This window comes from Rikenella sp., assembly GCF_056799795.1.
In genome coordinates this window covers 1-16021 of record NZ_JBQIQO010000014.1, presented here as the reverse complement: position 1 = coordinate 16021, position 16021 = coordinate 1, and the positions used below count along the sequence as shown (strand labels likewise).

Genomic DNA, 16021 nt, shown 5'->3' with positions numbered 1-16021 from the left:
TTTTCTGGCAGGGGTGGAGAGATTCGAACTCCCATCAACGGTTTTGGAGACCGCTATTCTGCCCTTGAACTACACCCCTGTAAAAATGAGGCGGCGCGGTGGGCACCGCCTCATGGTGTATGGCATCCCTTGCGGGATAATTAGTTAGGCGATGATTTCGGTGATCTGCCCTGCACCTACGGTACGGCCGCCTTCGCGGATGGCGAAACGGAGACCTACGTTGATAGCTACCGGGTAGATGAGTTCCACGGTGATGGTAACGTTGTCGCCCGGCATGACCATTTCAACGCCGTCGGGGAGTTGTACTTCACCGGTTACGTCCAAGGTACGGAGGTAGAACTGCGGACGGTATTTGTTGTGGAACGGGGTGTGACGCCCACCTTCTTCTTTCTTCAGGATATAGACTTCAGCTTTGAATTTGGTGTGCGGGGTGATCGAACCCGGTTTGGCAACGACCATACCGCGTTTCACTTCTTTCTTGTCGATACCGCGCATCAGCAGCCCGACGTTGTCACCTGCTTCCCCTTCGTCGAGGAGTTTGCGGAACATTTCGACACCGGTACATACCGATTTCTTGGCTTTTTCGCCCAAGCCGACGATTTCGACTTCATCCCCTACGTGGATAACGCCGGTTTCGATACGGCCGGTCAGCACGGTACCGCGACCGGTGATCGAGAAGACGTCTTCGACGGGCATCAGGAAGGGTTTTTCGTTTTCACGCGGCGGGATCGGAATATAGGTATCCACCGCATCCATGAGTTCCATGATTTTGTCTTCCCACTGTGCTTCGCCGTTCAAGCCGCCGAGGGCAGAACCGCGAATGATGGGGGTGTTGTCGCCGTCGAATTCGTATTTGCTGAGCAGGTCGCGTACTTCGAGTTCGACGAGGTCGAGCATTTCGGGGTCGTCGACCATGTCGCATTTGTTCAGGAAGACGACGATACGGGGTACGTTCACCTGACGGGCGAGCAGTACGTGTTCGTTGGTCTGGGGCATCGGACCGTCGGTCGCTGCTACAACCAGGATGGCGCCGTCCATCTGTGCGGCACCGGTTACCATGTTCTTCACGTAGTCGGCGTGGCCGGGGCAGTCTACGTGTGCGTAGTGGCGGTTGGCGGTCGAGTATTCTACGTGCGAGGTGTTGATGGTGATCCCGCGTTCTTTTTCTTCGGGAGCGTTGTCGATCGAGTCGAACGAACGGAGTTCGGACAAACCTTTCTTGGCGAGAACGGTGGTAATCGCTGCGGTCAAGGTGGTCTTACCGTGGTCTACGTGACCGATGGTACCGATATTGACGTGCGGTTTCGACCGGTCGAATTTTTCTTTTGCCATGGGTTGTAAGCGTTTTTAATTGTTGTTTGTTTGTCTCTTTATACAAAAGAGCGGAAGACGAGATTCGAACCCGCGACCCTTAGCTTGGAAGGCTAATGCTCTACCGACTGAGCTACTTCCGCTTGTTTTCGGTGGTGTTTGCGAGGGGGTGTGCCGTTGTTCTTGTATGCCTCTTTTGTTTTAAGGCGGAGAGGACTACGTCACTAATGTGCCGTGATCATTGTCTCCGTTTACCCCTGAGATGGATTACGTCACTGGCGTGCCGTGATCCACGGCCTCCCGGCGGGACCCCTACAAAACTTTCACTTCGATAAAAAGTGCCGAACTGCGTTCGTTGTTTTGAGTTTCTGACAGCGCCCTTTTGCAAACAAGTTTGCAAGGTCGTATCGGAAACTCAAAAACGCCTGGCGGCGATGCTCTTTTTATCGAAGAACGATTTGTGGGCGGAGATGGATTCGAACCACCGAAGTCGAAGACAGCAGATTTACAGTCTGCCCCATTTGGCCACTCTGGTATCCGCCCGAGTTTCAATCTGTTAGCATTTCCCCGAAAAAGGGAGAACAGGACATTTCGGACGACAAAGATAGGCATTGGTTTTGAATTTCCAAACTTTTTCGTCCTTTACCCTGCTTTTTTTCAACCTATTAGACGGGAGGGGTGAAAAAGGAAGGGTTACAGAACTTTGCGGATGACGATTCCCTGGACGAGATAGAGGTGGCGGATGCGGTCGCGACGGAGGCCGAGGGGGGGCTGGTCGCTGCCGGAGGGGGGGTCGAGCCAGAGGCCGGAGGCGACTTTCCGGTCGGGGCGGATGTAGCCCATTCGGGCGTATTCGCTGGTCACGAGGAGGTAGATCTCGCCGGGGAGAACGGGGCCTTGGGGGTCGACGCGGCGAAGGGCGACGATGGCGCCGGAGGGGATGTCGGGGGCCATGTGGTCGCCGGTGCAGAGGGCGGCGAGGTCGCAGTCGTCGATGCCGGGGATGGAGAGGTGGCCGTCGGGCTGGGCGGTGGCGAGGAGGGAGGGGTCGGAGGCGAGGCGAAGGGCGTCGAGCGGGTAAAAGGGGATGCGTCCGGAGGCGGTGTCGGGACGGGGAGGGAGGGGAAGGGCGGAGAGGTCGGGGCTGGGGCCGTCGCCGGTCAGGAGCCACGAGCGGTCGAAAACGGGGTAGCGACGGACGATCCGGTCGGCGAGGTCTTTGCTGATCCGGTTGCGGTGGCGTTTGATCTGGTAGAGGTTCTGGCTCCGTTTCAGGCCTATGGAAAAGGCGAAGGCGTTGGTGGACAGGCCGGTCCACCGGATGATTTGTTCGAGCCGCTGCCAGTCGGTCATGGTGCAGGAGGTTTGAATGTTACTGCATTATGTTGCAAAGTTGCATCATAATGTTTAAATTTGCTTTATACATTTTATACATGAAATCGAATAACTAATTGCTAATCAAAGATAAAACTCGCATCCGACTATACAATAAAATATTTAAATTCGAGTTATCGTCTCCCGGTTTACTATTACTTATCTTCTTTGTATGCAGGACGTTCCGAAGGGCTGCCACCGTTCGGAACGTCTCTTTTTTGTATCCGGAGGGGAGAGAGGGGGCTATTCGTACTGCTCGACGGCGCGGATGAAGGCGGCGGGGTCGTCGCAGCTGATGATGTATTGTTCTTCGTAGATGTCTTCGATGAGGACGAAGCCGCTCCAACGGGAGGCGCAGAGACGAAAGAGGCGGCGCTCGCGGAGGTTGAGGTAGAAGCCGTAGTACCCGCCGAAGCCGTAGACGCCCCAAAGGGGGATGCAGTAGCGCATCTGGCGGGGTTCGACGAAGCGGATGTGGCGGATGTCGGAGAGGGGGATCTTGATGAGCTCCATGACGCAGTGGATCTCGACGGAGTGGGGGGAGACGCGCATGAAGCGGGGGATGGAGAGAGAGGCGAGCAGCAGCAGCACGACGACGATGGTGGCGAACCAGGCGGGGAGGTAGCTGGCGCCGGAGAGGTAGAAGAGGAGGCCGACGAGGGTGCCGACGAGGAGGAGGGTGGCGAGGGTGAGCCACCGGGCGCGGCGGTCGAGCCGAAAGCGGAATTTGGGGTCGATGGTGATGGGGTCTTTCATACTATCTACACTACAATATAGGTCGCTGAGCGACGAAGGGGCGGGGTCTTCAGGCCGGCGGAGGCATTCGGCCGACGATGGGCCGCCGATATAGGTGGCCGGGTCGGGTGGCCCGGGTTGAACCGCTTGGGTTTGGGGGCCCGGAAGGGGTGGCCGGTTGGGTGGCCCGGGTTGAACCGCTTGGGTTTGGGGGCCCGGAAGGGGTGGCCGGTTGGGTGGCCCGGCATGGGTGGCCGGGTTGAACCGTTCGGGTTTGGCCCCCGGGTTGGGTAACCGGAGGGATGCCGCGTTGGGTCGCCGGAATGGTCGGCCGGAGGGAACCGCTCGAGGTTGAGTGGCCGGAATGGTCGTCCGGATGGAACCGCCCGGCAAGGGTGGCCGGGTTGAGCCGCGCCGGGATGGCCCCCGGGATGGGTAACCGGAGGGATGCCGCGTTGGGTCGCCCGGGTTGAACCGCTCGGGATGGTCGCCCGGGAGGAGTGGCCCGGCAGCCCCCCATCGATCAAAGGAAGAGGCCGGCGGCACGGGCGGTGGTGGCGGCCCGAACGGTTTCGACGGAGAGGCCTTTGATCTCGGCGAGGCGGGCGGCGATGACGGGAATGTGGGCGCTCTCGTTCCGGGTCCCGCGGTAGGGGACGGGGGTCAGGTAGGGGGAGTCGGTCTCCAGCACCATGTTCTCGATGGGTATCTGCTCTAGAACTTTCACGACGGAGGAGTTCTTGTAGGTAATAAAGCCGCCGACGCCGATGGCGAAGCCGCCGAGGGTGGCGATGCGTTCGTAGTCTTTGAGTGTCCCTTGGAAGCTGTGGAAGACGCCGCGGATCTGGCCTTGCAAGGGTTCGAGGAGGGGGAATATCTCGTTCCAGGCGTCGCGGACGTGCAGGATCAAGGGGAGGTCGTATTCGATGGCGAGTTGCATCTGAATGACGAGGGCTTGGCATTGCGCGGTGAGGGAGCTGGTGCTCCAGTGGAGGTCGAGGCCGACTTCGCCGATGGCGCACCACTTCACAGGGGGCTCTTTGAGAAGCTGCCGAACGATCTGAAGTTCTTCGCGCCAGCGGGTGTTCTCGTTGACGGAGGTGGGGTGCATGCCGATGGCGGCGCGGCACATGTCGGGGTAGGCCCGGACGGTGTCGAGCAGGGCGCGGTGGCTGCGGGAGTCGACGGCGGGCAGGATGATCTGGCGCACGCCGACGGCGGAGGCACGGGCGAGGGTCTCGGCTCGGTCGGGGTCGAAGTCGGGATCGAAGAGGTGGGCATGCGTGTCGACGTAGTAGTCTACGGACGGGAGGGATGCCGGGTGAGGAGTCGGTTGTAAACTTTCCATGCCGTTTCTATTGGGTGGGTCTCGGCCTGAATGGGGTATGGCGCGGTGGCTGCGGCCCAGGCGGATTCCATGGGGTAGTAGTCCGCAGGGGGGGCGTCGCCCCGGTTCATGGCGTCGAAGAAGGTTTGCCAGCGGGGGTAATAAAAGTCGCGCAGGAGGCCGCTCCATTCGCGGTGGGCGTAGTCGCGGAGGCCGCCGAGGTCGGCGGCGTGGCGGTTGCCCCACGTGGTAATGAGGGTGCGGGCGTTCCAACGGTAAAAGTCTTGCTGGGGCCGCAGCCGGCTCCACTGCATGGCGCTTTCGATCCAGGGGCCGACCATGAATTCGGGTCGGGAGCTGAGGAGGGTGTCTTGCAGCAGCAGGAGGCTGAGGAAGTCGTCGCTGAGGCGCCGAAAACGCTCGCGGTCGTTCCGGTCGAAGGCGGTCTCGATCTGGCGCAACAGTACATTGGCGTGGTCGGCCAGGGCTTGACGGGCGACGTCGACAAGGTCGTATTCGAAGTTGTTGCAGCCGCGGTACCGATCGGCGACTTGGAGCATCAGGCCCAAGGCGCGACGGGTCTCGTCGGGGTCGTAGTTGAGTCGGGCGGAGCCCCAGCTGGAGACGCGGTCGACGCGCAGGGCGGGACGGGCGCAAAAGACGGATTCGGTGGTTCCTTCCTGTGTGCCGTCATAGGGGGCGTCATAAACTGTATTGGCGAGTATTTTCCAGGCTTCGACCACGGGTGGCAGGGTGCGTCCGTACCGGGCCTGCACATAGCCCTCGACCCACTGGATCCGGTCGAATTTCTCGGGACGCCACGGCAGTTCGTAAAGCAGTTCGAACATCACGGGGTTGTTCTCGATCCCTTCGGGGGTGGTGCCGACGCCGCGAAGGAAGCGGGCGCATGAGCTGTCGGCGTGCTGCATGTCGCGGGCGAGGTAATAGCTGTCGATGAGGCGGCGCATCTTGCCGTGCATGCCGACGTTGCCGCCGAAGTTCAGGAGCATGCAGTAGACCCAGTCGTGCCGTCCGTAGCCGCCGTCGCGCCACCAGGGGGATCGCCGATCCCCGCCCCACATGGGCCGGCTCTCGCTGAAAAGGTCGAGCACGAGCATATCCCCGCCGGGCAGGTCGCGGATCATCTCGGGGTGGGGGCAGCTCTGCCAGGCCTGGGCCACCCACACGGCGCCGGGGTTGGCGCGTTTCATGGCGTCGTAAATGGCTTGCCCGGCGGCAGGAAGGTCGACGCCTTGTGTAGAGCCGCCTTCATGGAAGGGGTCGATGGCGAAATAACGGGCGTCGTCGCCGTACAAGGCTTTGAGGTTCTTATAATAGGTGTCGGCGATGGTCCCGAACCGGGGGTCGGTGGGCAGCAGGAAGGCGGGGCGCCGATAACCGCACCAAAGGCCGGGGTCTTGCACTTGGGTGAGCCCTAACTGCCGCCACATGGCGGTGTCGTTGGGCACCATTCCGCCATACCCGGCAAAAACGGGCTGCATGCCCCACTCCCGATACCGCTGGACGATCTTCTGCTCCAGTTCGGCTTGTTTGTCGTACCAGTCGGCAGGGTTGGGCCCGCCCCAGGCTTCGAGGTTGTTCATGAGCCACCAGGCTTGATGTGCGGGCCCGGCGATGAAGCGGTCGATTTGCTCTTTGTCGAACCCTAAATCGAGCAGGGTGTTCCGCCAGACGGTGGCGGAGCCGGTCAGGGACAAGGGGGTGGTGATGCCGTGCAGGGCCATCCAGTCGATCTCTTGCTGCCAACGTTCCCAGTCCCAAAACGGGGTGGAATAGGAAAAGGTGCAGTAGTTCATGTAGTACCGCACGAGCATGTCGGTGGCATGCCGCTCCACGGTCTTAGGCTTGGGAAACTTGAGATGGCTCAGGCGCGGGCGGGGATTGTTCCAGGTAATCTGCACGCCTGCATAGTACTTGAGGTACCAGTTGAGGCCTACGGCGATGGAGAGGTAATTATTGCCGCGAATGACGATTTTCCCTCCTTTGGCGTCGAGTTCGAAGAAGTCTCGGGGGGATTGCTGGTCTGCGAGTTCGAAGAGGAAGCGGGAGCTCTGGCCGGGCTGGATGCGGTCGACGAGGGCGGACACAGGATTCCCGGCCGCGCTGCCGAGGGCGGCGAGGGGGGCTCCGAAAAGGGTCAGGAGCAAAAAGAATGCTATGGCGAAACAGCGGCGCATCAAAGGTGGGCGTTGTTAAAGGCGTGGGCGATCTGGTCGGCGATGCCGTCGACGGCGCCTTGCAGTTTCCCGCCGACCATCATCTTCAGCATGGGGTTGAGCTCGATGTCGAGCACGATGCGCATGTGGGTACGGGGGGTCGCAGAACCGTCGGGGGTGCTGTCTTGCATCTGGGTCCAGAAGGTGAAGGGGATGGGGGCTCCGCCGGCGGTGTCGTCGGCGCACACTTTTATGTGCTTGTTGGGCTGACGCTCGACCATCTTCAGTCCGATGGTAAATCCTTTGGCACGGAAGCGGCAGGTCTCTTCGGTGGCTTCCCAACTGTCGACTTTGTCGGCCAAAATCGGGGTGAAGTTCTCGAAGCTGGACAGAACGCGGAATATGCGCTCGTCGGAATGGGTGATCTGGACTTGCTTGCTGGTATAACGCATGGCTAATTCTGTGTTTCGTTCGTTTACTGTGTCTGCCCGCAGGAACTGCCGCTTTTTTTGGGGGTCGGTTCGCGCGCCTGGGGAAATCTTGTCAAAACGTGCAAGCACATTTTGACAAGATTTCCCTCTTTAGGCGGGGCGCGCAGGAAAACTGTTGTCGCGCGCCTGCGCGATTCATCTATATTCGGCTCGCGCCGAAATAGATGAATCGCTTCTTTTGGCGGCGGCGCGCGGTTTGGTTTGAGGGGGCTGGCCTCGGGCCGACCGGGCCCCACGTCCCGTGGACGGGAAATGCTTACGCATTTCAACTACCAGCCTCGGCCCAATTCCTCGCCCCATTCTTTGTTCGCGCGCCGGGGAAATCTTGTCAAAACGCGCAAGCGCATTTGGACGATTTCCCTCTTTAGGCGGGGCGCGCGGGAGAACTGTTGTCGCGCGCCTGCGCGATTCATCTATAATTCGGCTCGCGCCGAAAGAGTTGAATCGCTTCTTTGGGCGGCGGCGCGCGATCGGGACACTGCCCCGGATAGAACTGCCGCTTTTTGGAAAAAGCGGCACCAAAAACTTTTAGTTAGCTACGCTACGCCTTAGGCTCCGCAGTCCTCAGTCTTTGCAATTGCTTTTGGTTCCTCCAAGGTGCAATTAAACGAACGATTAAAGGGGGCGGTTTCTTATTTGCCCCAGGTGTCCGGTGACTGACGCCACTCGCGAAGGGTGGCTACATCTTCCTGCTGCACGTAGCCTTGTTCGGTCGCCAGCTCGATCAGGGTGTTGTAGTCGGACAAGGTATCCAGCTCGACGCCGGCCTGCGCGAAGTTGGAGGAGGCGGTCGGAAAACCGTAGGTGAAAATAGCGACCATCCCGAGTACGTCGCACCCGGCGGAACGCAAGGCTTCGACGGCTTTTAACGAGCTACCGCCGGTCGAAATGAGGTCTTCGACGACGACGACTTTAGAGCCGGGTTCGAAATGGCCTTCGACTTGATTGGCCATCCCGTGATCCTTAGGGGCGGAGCGGACGTAAATAAACGGTTTGCCGAGCGCTTCTGCGGTCAGCACGCCGCAGGCGATGGCTCCGGTCGCCACGCCGGCGATCACGTCGGCATGGGGATACTTCGCGGTGATCAGGGAGGCGAAGGATTCGTAGATCTCGCGACGGGCGGCCGGATAGGACAGGGTCTTCCGGTTGTCGCAGTAGATCGGCGAACGCCACCCGCTGGCCCACGTAAACGGATTTGCAGGGCTGAGTTTTATTGCCTTAATTTGCAGCAATGTTTGTGCAATCTTTTTGCCGGTTTCCATACCTAACTACTTATGAAAAAGGTCTATCGTTCGGATAATGTCGTCGCGTTCGGCACGCCGGAGGAGTGCGCGGCGCTGGCGGCGGCGACGGAGGCGTCGTGGCTGGTCATGCAGGCCGATACGCTCGGGCCGGACGGCGGGGCGACGCTCGGATTAACAAATTTGCAGAGAATTTTCGAAACGGCCAAATCCGTAGCGTTCGTTTCGAGGACGGAGGAGGAGAATGAACGATTCTTCGCGCAGTTTGCGGCGCAGTTCCTGCCGATAGAGGCGGCGGGGGGGCTGGTCGTGTCGCCGAGGGGGGAGGTGTTGATGATTTTCAGGAACGGAAGGTGGGATTTGCCGAAGGGGAAGCTGGAAAGGGGGGAGGAGTTGGCGGAGTGTGCGGTGAGGGAGGTGGAGGAGGAGTGCGGGATTCGGGGGCTGGCGGTGGGTAAGTTGCTGACGAGGACGTATCATCTCTATGAGTCGCATTACGAGGCGAATGACCGGTGGGTGCTCAAGCGGACGACGTGGTTTGCGATGGAGAATGACGGGAATGAGGAGCTGAGGCCGCAGACGGAGGAGGGAATTACGGATATTCGGTGGATTGCGGCGGATAGTCTGGCTTCGTACATCGAAAATACGTACAGTACGATTCGGGATGTATTCGCGGCGGCGAAGAGGTTCTGAGGGGGGCTTTTTCTTGTGGGGACTTAGGTGTTGATTTTCATGAGTCTAAGGGGCTATTGCGAGATTCCCGGCGGCGTTTTTTCACTTTTTATCGAAAAACTGTTTGCGGGTTCGGAATTTTAGCTTACCTTTGTCTCCGGAATTTTCGGGGTGTAGCACAGTCCGGTTAGCGCGCCACGTTCGGGACGTGGAGGTCGGAAGTTCGAATCTTCTCACCCCGACCACGAAGTTCCCAAAGGCTCTCATCTTGCGATGAGAGCCTTTTTTGTTTCGCGGGGGCGGTGCCTATCGATAAAAGTGAGACGGGCCTACGGGGGCGATTGAGGGTAGAGGCATTTGGGGTAGAGGCGGCCAGTAAAACGCCCTGTGGGCGCGCCCCGGGCTTCCGCGACGCGCTTTCGGGCGGAGTCGGGGGAAGTGCCAATCACGGTTACAGTTGGTCGTGCTCCACGGACAAAATCAACTGTGTCTACTTGCATTTCTACACGCTGGATCTCAGCCCCACTAATGCGTACTATCGTGCTCACGGTTTTCAGTTGCGTTGCCTCTCGGAATAAACGGGAAGGAGAACCCCGCCCCGGGCTACCGCGATTACGGGCCACAAAACTTCGAAGGCCTGACAAGAAATGTCTGCAACAGTGGCTACAGCTGGTCTTCTGCTACGAGCAGCATTCAAGGGCTGGATCTGGGGTTTTATGCTCAAGGATTCAATTCCGGCAACGCTGATTACCGGGGTCGCGGTCTTCAGTTGCGTTGCCTCTCGGAATAAACGGACTGCTTGGCACGCGAAAGATGGCAATCTCAACCCAAAGCAGGTCGGACGCCCGGGAGGTACAGCAACTCTCAACGCGAAGCGGCGTGTTGCGGGCCTCCCGGTGGGAGGCGTCCGGCCCGCGCGACCCGTTGGGTCGCAAGAACTCCGCCACCAGCACCGCCCCAAGGCTGTCATATTCGGCCTGTCGCCCATCCCCCCGAGCGGCAAAGCCGCTGGGCGACAAGGCCGGAGGTTCCATTCGGAATCGCACTACTCGCTTTTAGTTTAAGCGGGTCGCCGGCAGCGGTGACTGCAACGAGCGTCGGCGAGTTGCAGAAGCAACAACCCATTCACCTCCTCAATTCTTTTGGGTTCGGGCTGCGCGCTCCGGGGGTGGGCCGAACGGCCCAGCGCGCAGGCCCGGCGGTTCTACGAACCGCAGAAGCACGGCCCATTCGTCCGCGACCTGTTTGCAGTCGCCGCCAGCGGAGAGCAGCAACGAGCGCCGGCGAGTTGCAGTCCGCCGCGTGGGGTGGCGGCGAACTGCGCGACTCTGCGAGTCGCAGAAGCTCGGCTCAAAGCACTGCCCAGTTCTCCGCTCCCGGACTGCCTCTACTCTATTCTCTTTTCGTACGCGGGAGAACTTTTTTCGCGCGCCTGCGCGATTCATTCTATTTCGGCTCACCGCCGAAATAGCTGAATCGCTCCTTTAGGCGGGGCGCGCGGTTTGGTTTGAGGGGACTGCGCTCAGGCCGCGCGGGCCCCACGCCCCGTGGACGGGAAATGCTTACGCATTTCCACTGGCTGCCTCTACCCCTATGCAACGCGGGCAGCCTCAGCCTAATTCCTCGCACCGCTCTCTGTCCGCGCGCTGGCGGAAATCTTATTCAAACGCGAATCACGCGTTGGAATGATTTCCTTCTTCAGCGATCGCGCGCGGGTCGAGCTTTGTTCGCGCGCCTGGGGAAATCTTGTCAAAACGTGCCAGCACATTTTGACGATTTCCCTCTTTAGGCGGCGGCGCGCGTTTGGTTTGAGGGGACTGTTCTTTCTGTGAACAGAAAGAACCAAAGAACCGACGCAACAACCGAGAGCCATCAAACTTGTTTGAATGGCCGAGGTGCCAGGAGGAAGGCGTAGCCAAACTTCAGAGCGCATCCCTACGGGATGCTCTGGCCGGGTATACCCGCATAACACAAACGAGCAGCGGCGACGCAGCGGCTTCCCTAAATCCCGATTATCGCTTTTTTACTATATTTGTCTCTCGGAACAATCCTTATAACAGAAAATCATGATACACGACGCGTTAGATTCCTCGGTGCATAAATATGCGCGCATACATCCGCTCTTCGCCGTGGCTTTCGAATACCTGGCACAACACCGAGCGGAACTGGACGATCCGGCGTTCAATGGCAGGCATGAGATCAATGGGGAGGATCTCTTCGTGATGGTCGGAGAGCACAGGCTAAAACCGGCGGAAGATACGGTGCTCGAAGCGCACGACAAATACATCGACTTACAGGTGATGATCGACGGAGGAGAATCGTTCGGTTGGGCGCGGAGGAATGCTTGTTCGCAACAGAAGGGGGTGTTCGACGAGGGGAATGACATCGTGTTCTATAACGACGAGCCGACGAGCCGGGTGACGGCGAAAAAGGGGGAGTTCGTGATCTTCTTCCCGGAGGATGCGCATGCGCCGCTGGGCAGACCGGAAAAGGCGGAGGAAGAGGCGATGAGTCGAAAGGCGATCGTCAAAATCAGGGTCGAGGCGCGATAACTGCCTGGCTCTTTACAAGCGTATGAAGCCATATATACTACAAGGAAAAACGACGTGCAGGCGCGAAACCCGATCCTGATTCACCGTGTAAAGCCATAGTATACAACCAAGGAAAAACTTTCTGCAACCCAAACTCGATATGACTGACTTGAAAACGAAACTGAGCCTGTGGGCCGCAATGGCGGCGGGAGTGGCGGGAACGGTGAAGACGGCGACGGCGACGGAGGCCGGAAACAAAACGAAAAACAACCCCGAGAAACCGAATGTGGTCATTATTCTGGCGGACGACCTGGGGTTCGGAGATATTGCCTGCAACGGGTCGCAGGGGACGATCCGGACGCCGAATACGGATCGGCTGGCGGAGGAGGGGGTGCGGTTCGCGGATGCGCATGCCACGGCGGCGACGAGTACGCCGGCCAGATACAGCATTCTGACGGGGGAATATGCGTGGAGAAGGCCGGGGACGGGAATTGCGCCGGGGGATGCGGCGATGATCGTCACGCCGGAGCACAAAACGATGCCGAGGATGATGCAGCGGGCGGGATATACGACGGCGGCGGTCGGTAAGTGGCACCTGGGGCTGGGCGACCGGGCGGGGGCGCAGGATTGGAACGGGGTGGTGACGCCGGGACTCAAGGATATCGGGTTCGACTATTCGTACATCATGGCGGCGACGGCGGATCGGGTGCCGTGCGTATATATCGAAAACGGACGGGTGGTGGGGCTCGATTTGGCGAACCACCCGGAGGATTCGATCCGGGTGAGCTACAGCAGGCCGTTCCCGGGGGAACCGACGGGACGCAAAAATCCGGAGAGGCTCAAACTACAGGCGAGTCACGGGCACGATATGGCGATCGTGAACGGGATCGGAAGGATCGGATATATGACGGGCGGAGGAAACGCCTTATGGGTGGATGAAAACATTGCGGATACGATTACGGAGCGGGCGGTGAGGTTCATCGAACGTTCGGTGGCGGCACAGCAGGAGGCAAAGAAAACCGGGGCGGAAAAACCGTTCTTCCTCTATTTCTGCACGAACGATATCCATGTGCCGAGGGCGCCGCACGAACGGTTCGTGGGAAAAAGCGGGATGGGGGCCAGGGGGGATGCGATCTTGCAGTTCGACTGGTCGGTGGGACGGATTCTGGGGGTGTTGGATTCGCTGGGGATTGCTGAGAATACGCTGGTGATCTTGTCGTCGGACAACGGGCCGGTGGTGGATGACGGCTATCGGGATCGGGCGGTGGAGTTGCTGGGGAGTCACAAGCCGTGGGGACGGTTCAGGGGGGGGAAGTATAGTATCTTCGAGGCGGGGACACGGGTGCCGGCGATTGTCAGGTGGCCGGGGAGGGTGCCGGCGGGGAGGCTGAGCGAGGCGCCGGCGTCGCAGGTGGACTGGTTCGCTTCGCTGGCGGAGTTGGTGGGTGAGGAGCTCGCGGAGGGGGAGGCGCAGGATAGCCGGAATCACCTGGCGGTCTGGCTGGGAAAAGACCGGAAACGCACCAGGGGACGGGAATACATTGTCGAGAATGCGGGCACGCTGTCGATTACGGTGGACGGGTGGAAGTACATCGCGCCGAGCGGCGGGGCGGCGAAAAATCACGATGTAAACATCGAGCTGGGGAATGCGAAGGAGCCGCAGTTGTATCACCTGACGGAGGATATCGGGGAACGGAACAATGTGGCGGAGCTCTATCCGGAACGGGTGGCGGAGCTGGCGGCGCGGCTGGAGGAGGTGCGACGGCTGCCGGATCGGCGGGGGGAGATTTCCGATTCGAAAAAATAACGGAATATGATACGTTTTCGCGGAGCCAGCCTCAGGATTATCCTGGGGCTGGTGACTTTAGTAACGGGGTGTGGGGTAAGGGGAATGGAGCCGGAGAAATACGAGTGGCTGGAGGCGACGCGGGTGTTGGTGGGAGAAATGTGCGAGCTGGCGCGGAACGATGAGGCGCTGGAGTGGTTCACTAGCAATGCAGGGCTGTTGGATCGTATGCGGGAGATGGGGGAGGGAACGTACGATCGGCCGCAGATGGGATGGGTAGCGGAGGTGCCGAAAGAGATATCGATGGGGTTATTAACGTGGTCTGAGAAGGAAGCCACGGAAGAGAAGTGGAGGAACCGAGGGGTGCCGGAGGCGCTGTGTAATCGGGGTATTCCGTCGGCGATGGTGGCGGCGTTTCAGGGGGGCGGAGGAGAATGGGAGGTCGAGGTGAGGGCCCGTTCGATACTGACGAGGAGCAAAAGATATGTCCGCCCACAGGACTGGAGGGAGAATCTGCTGGTGGTGCTGGATTATGGCGAAAAATATGCGGTGGCGGCGACGTTCTGGGAGTCGGGGGAGGGGACGGTGACGGGGTCGGTGACGTTCGTCAGGGCGAAAACGGGGAGGCCGATGTACGAGTGGTTCGAGGGGGGACGGAAGATGAAGATATGGAGGTTGTCGGAGGTGGATTTACAAAAGATGACTTTATGAATTTCAGAAAAGTACGCCGGCAGGATCGCCTGTGGGAGGAGGGGGCGGCGAAGGAGCTGTTAGAGGCGGGGGAGTTCGGTTTTCTGGCGATGTGTGCGCCGGAGGGATATGGATACGGGCTGCCGATGAGTTATGTCTATCGGAGGGAGCGGAATTGTATCTATTTCCACTGCGCGCGGGAGGGGCACAAAATCGATGCGATCGGGGCGAATGACGGGGTGAGTTTCTGTGTGGTGGGGAAAACGAGGGTGGTGCCGTACTCGACGGGATACGAGTCGGTGCATGTGTTCGGCAGGATCGCCCAAGTGACTGATGAGGGGGAGCGGTGGGAGGCGCTCGTGGCGCTGAGGGAGAAATACAATCCGGAGCTGGGGCCGGCTCCGGAAGAGGACGCATACATCCGGAGGTCGTTCGATCGAACGGCGGTTTTGCGGTTGAAGATCGAGCACCTACAGGGCAAGTGCAAGAGGGTGCGTTAAGGGGGGATTCGCAATCTTTATAAAGGCGCCTGGTCAAGGGGCTGGTATTTAAGTCGAGGCGGCCTTTTTTCGAGTCCCGCGCGGCCCCGGGCTACCGCGGTAACTCTTCTGGCGTACCGGGGGGCGTCGGCGGCTACGGCTATAGCTGGTCGTCTGCGGTCTCCGGTATCATCGGGCGGTTCTTGCACTTCAACGCGCAGAGCCTCACTCCCAGCAACGCGGACTATCGTGGCTACGGTCTTCAGTTGCGGTGCCTATCGGAACAAACGGGAAGGAGTGCTTTCGCCGGAACAGATTGGGGACTTAGAACCCGGGCTTGTCCCTTTTTCGTATTTTTGCGGTTCGTAGAACCGCGCGGGCCGTTGGGCCGCAACAGTTTCGCCCAAACCACCGCCCGTTTATCACCATATTCTGTCAAGTTCGGCCTGTCGCCCACTCCCCCGAGCGGCAAAGCCGCTGGGCGACAAGGCCGGCGGTTCGGAGAACCGCGCTACTCGCTCTCGGCCCAAATTCCAGCCCAAAACTCGGCCCAGCGCGGCTCAAAACCGTAAACGGTTTTCGAGCCAAAGAACAGCACTACCCAAAGCTCACCCCAATTCTCCGCCCCGTATCCGCCTCACTGCGGCTCCGCTTTCGCTCCACCGCGTTTTGCCGTCGCCCGCTGGGATTTCATCTCGATTTTGCTCACCGCAAAACGAGTGAAATCCCTATTTAAGCGGGCGGGCGACGGATTTCACGCGCCGTTCTTTGTTCCCTCTTTAGGCGTCGGCGCGCAGTTTGGTTTGAGGGTACTGGCCTCGGGCCGGCCGGGCCCCACGTCCCGTGGACGGGAAATGCTGGCGCATTTCAACTGCCAGCCTCTACCCCAAACGCGGACTGGGCAGCTATGGAGAAACAGGCTTCTATTGGTGGGGAGAAATGGGAGAAGGAGGAAAGACAGGGTCTTTCGCCCGATTGCTGTGCCGGAGGAAAGGCTCTTGAAGATTAAGGCTTGGTTATCACGAGCAACGTATGGGAGGGGCTCCAAAAAAGCTGGCGGGTGAAAAGAAAAAGGGGCTTTCGTTCTATTGCGGGGTCGCAGGAGAGGTTCTTGAATAAAAAAAGCCTCTGGTTATCTTACGATAGCCAGAGGCTTGAAGGAGGCGGCGACCTACTCTCCCACAACTTCGTGCAGTACCATCGGCGC

Annotated in this window: 14 protein-coding genes and 4 tRNA genes; 8 read left to right on the top strand and 10 right to left on the bottom strand. The window is 59.6% G+C overall.

The genetic code is table 11. The features are described 5' to 3' along the window. Window positions 1-5: 5 nt before the first annotated feature. From ACTO3O_RS05000 to pyrE, 10 genes are all read right to left on the bottom strand, one after another. Window positions 6-79: transfer RNA gene (locus tag ACTO3O_RS05000), tRNA-Trp, on the bottom strand. Window positions 80-144: 65 nt separating this feature from the next. Further along, window positions 145-1332, bottom strand: a complete 1188-nt coding sequence (tuf, locus tag ACTO3O_RS04995) for an elongation factor Tu (RefSeq protein ID WP_297830134.1) — start codon at window positions 1330-1332, stop codon at window positions 145-147. Window positions 1333-1381: 49 nt separating this feature from the next. Then, window positions 1382-1454, bottom strand: a tRNA-Gly gene (locus ACTO3O_RS04990). Between the two features lie 318 nt (window positions 1455-1772). Next, window positions 1773-1854 (bottom strand) — tRNA-Tyr (locus ACTO3O_RS04985). 150 nt (window positions 1855-2004) lie between these two features. Then, window positions 2005-2664: a S24 family peptidase gene (locus tag ACTO3O_RS04980; protein WP_297830136.1), complete on the bottom strand. Its 660-nt coding sequence runs from the start codon at window positions 2662-2664 to the stop codon at window positions 2005-2007. Window positions 2665-2928: 264 nt separating this feature from the next. Continuing rightward, window positions 2929-3441, bottom strand: a complete 513-nt coding sequence (locus tag ACTO3O_RS04975) for a PH domain-containing protein (protein WP_294592405.1) — start codon at window positions 3439-3441, stop codon at window positions 2929-2931. A 502-nt stretch (window positions 3442-3943) separates the two neighbouring features. Continuing rightward, window positions 3944-4768, bottom strand: coding sequence for a TatD family hydrolase (locus ACTO3O_RS04970; RefSeq protein WP_297830138.1), 825 nt, complete (start codon window positions 4766-4768; stop codon window positions 3944-3946). Next, window positions 4720-6945 (bottom strand): alpha-N-acetylglucosaminidase, encoded by a 2226-nt coding sequence (locus ACTO3O_RS04965; protein WP_297830140.1) that lies wholly within the window; start codon window positions 6943-6945, stop codon window positions 4720-4722. The genes ACTO3O_RS04970 and ACTO3O_RS04965 overlap by 49 nt, the downstream gene beginning before the upstream one ends. After that, window positions 6945-7376, bottom strand: coding sequence for a polyketide cyclase (locus tag ACTO3O_RS04960; RefSeq protein WP_297830143.1), 432 nt, complete (start codon window positions 7374-7376; stop codon window positions 6945-6947). The genes ACTO3O_RS04965 and ACTO3O_RS04960 overlap by 1 nt, the downstream gene beginning before the upstream one ends. Before the next feature lie 671 nt (window positions 7377-8047). After that, window positions 8048-8677: an orotate phosphoribosyltransferase gene (pyrE, locus tag ACTO3O_RS04955; RefSeq protein ID WP_297830145.1), complete on the bottom strand. Its 630-nt coding sequence runs from the start codon at window positions 8675-8677 to the stop codon at window positions 8048-8050. A gap of 12 nt (window positions 8678-8689) precedes the next feature. On the opposite strand from pyrE, the gene ACTO3O_RS04950 reads away from it, so the two are divergent. The 8 genes from ACTO3O_RS04950 (at window position 8690) to ACTO3O_RS04915 (ending at window position 14835) form a co-directional block, all read left to right on the top strand. After that, window positions 8690-9349 (top strand): NUDIX hydrolase, encoded by a 660-nt coding sequence (locus ACTO3O_RS04950; RefSeq protein WP_297830147.1) that lies wholly within the window; start codon window positions 8690-8692, stop codon window positions 9347-9349. Between the two features lie 146 nt (window positions 9350-9495). Next, a tRNA-Pro gene (locus ACTO3O_RS04945) sits at window positions 9496-9573 on the top strand. 96 nt (window positions 9574-9669) lie between these two features. Further along, complete coding sequence (locus ACTO3O_RS04940) at window positions 9670-9906, top strand: hypothetical protein (RefSeq protein ID WP_297830149.1); 237 nt, start codon at window positions 9670-9672, stop codon at window positions 9904-9906. Beyond that, on the top strand, window positions 9891-10118 hold the full coding sequence (locus ACTO3O_RS04935) for a hypothetical protein (RefSeq protein WP_297830151.1): 228 nt from the start codon (window positions 9891-9893) through the stop codon (window positions 10116-10118). The genes ACTO3O_RS04940 and ACTO3O_RS04935 overlap by 16 nt, the downstream gene beginning before the upstream one ends. A gap of 1276 nt (window positions 10119-11394) precedes the next feature. Beyond that, window positions 11395-11880: a NanQ anomerase/TabA/YiaL family protein gene (locus tag ACTO3O_RS04930; RefSeq protein WP_297832691.1), complete on the top strand. Its 486-nt coding sequence runs from the start codon at window positions 11395-11397 to the stop codon at window positions 11878-11880. 178 nt (window positions 11881-12058) lie between these two features. Further along, the gene (locus ACTO3O_RS04925) at window positions 12059-13666 is read left to right on the top strand and encodes a sulfatase family protein (RefSeq protein WP_482596530.1); all 1608 of its coding nucleotides are present in this window, start codon (window positions 12059-12061) and stop codon (window positions 13664-13666) included. A gap of 6 nt (window positions 13667-13672) precedes the next feature. Then, window positions 13673-14356, top strand: a complete 684-nt coding sequence (locus ACTO3O_RS04920; protein WP_297832685.1) for a hypothetical protein — start codon at window positions 13673-13675, stop codon at window positions 14354-14356. Further along, window positions 14353-14835 (top strand): pyridoxamine 5'-phosphate oxidase family protein, encoded by a 483-nt coding sequence (locus ACTO3O_RS04915; RefSeq protein WP_297832682.1) that lies wholly within the window; start codon window positions 14353-14355, stop codon window positions 14833-14835. The genes ACTO3O_RS04920 and ACTO3O_RS04915 overlap by 4 nt, the downstream gene beginning before the upstream one ends. Window positions 14836-16021 lie beyond the last annotated feature (1186 nt).

What these genes read in the sequence shown, in the direction of transcription:
- tuf (WP_297830134.1), bottom strand. Translation starts at nt 1,332, where the DNA reads ATGGCAAAAGAAAAATTCGACCGGTCGAAACCGCACGTCAATATCGGT.
- ACTO3O_RS04980 (WP_297830136.1), bottom strand. Translation starts at nt 2,664, where the DNA reads ATGACCGACTGGCAGCGGCTCGAACAAATCATCCGGTGGACCGGCCTG.
- ACTO3O_RS04975 (WP_294592405.1), bottom strand. Translation starts at nt 3,441, where the DNA reads ATGAAAGACCCCATCACCATCGACCCCAAATTCCGCTTTCGGCTCGAC.
- ACTO3O_RS04970 (WP_297830138.1), bottom strand. Translation starts at nt 4,768, where the DNA reads ATGGAAAGTTTACAACCGACTCCTCACCCGGCATCCCTCCCGTCCGTA.
- ACTO3O_RS04965 (WP_297830140.1), bottom strand. Translation starts at nt 6,945, where the DNA reads ATGCGCCGCTGTTTCGCCATAGCATTCTTTTTGCTCCTGACCCTTTTC.
- ACTO3O_RS04960 (WP_297830143.1), bottom strand. Translation starts at nt 7,376, where the DNA reads ATGCGTTATACCAGCAAGCAAGTCCAGATCACCCATTCCGACGAGCGC.
- pyrE (WP_297830145.1), bottom strand. Translation starts at nt 8,677, where the DNA reads ATGGAAACCGGCAAAAAGATTGCACAAACATTGCTGCAAATTAAGGCA.
- ACTO3O_RS04950 (WP_297830147.1), top strand. Translation starts at nt 8,690, where the DNA reads ATGAAAAAGGTCTATCGTTCGGATAATGTCGTCGCGTTCGGCACGCCG.
- ACTO3O_RS04930 (WP_297832691.1), top strand. Translation starts at nt 11,395, where the DNA reads ATGATACACGACGCGTTAGATTCCTCGGTGCATAAATATGCGCGCATA.
- ACTO3O_RS04925 (WP_482596530.1), top strand. Translation starts at nt 12,059, where the DNA reads ATGGCGGCGGGAGTGGCGGGAACGGTGAAGACGGCGACGGCGACGGAG.
- ACTO3O_RS04920 (WP_297832685.1), top strand. Translation starts at nt 13,673, where the DNA reads ATGATACGTTTTCGCGGAGCCAGCCTCAGGATTATCCTGGGGCTGGTG.
- ACTO3O_RS04915 (WP_297832682.1), top strand. Translation starts at nt 14,353, where the DNA reads ATGAATTTCAGAAAAGTACGCCGGCAGGATCGCCTGTGGGAGGAGGGG.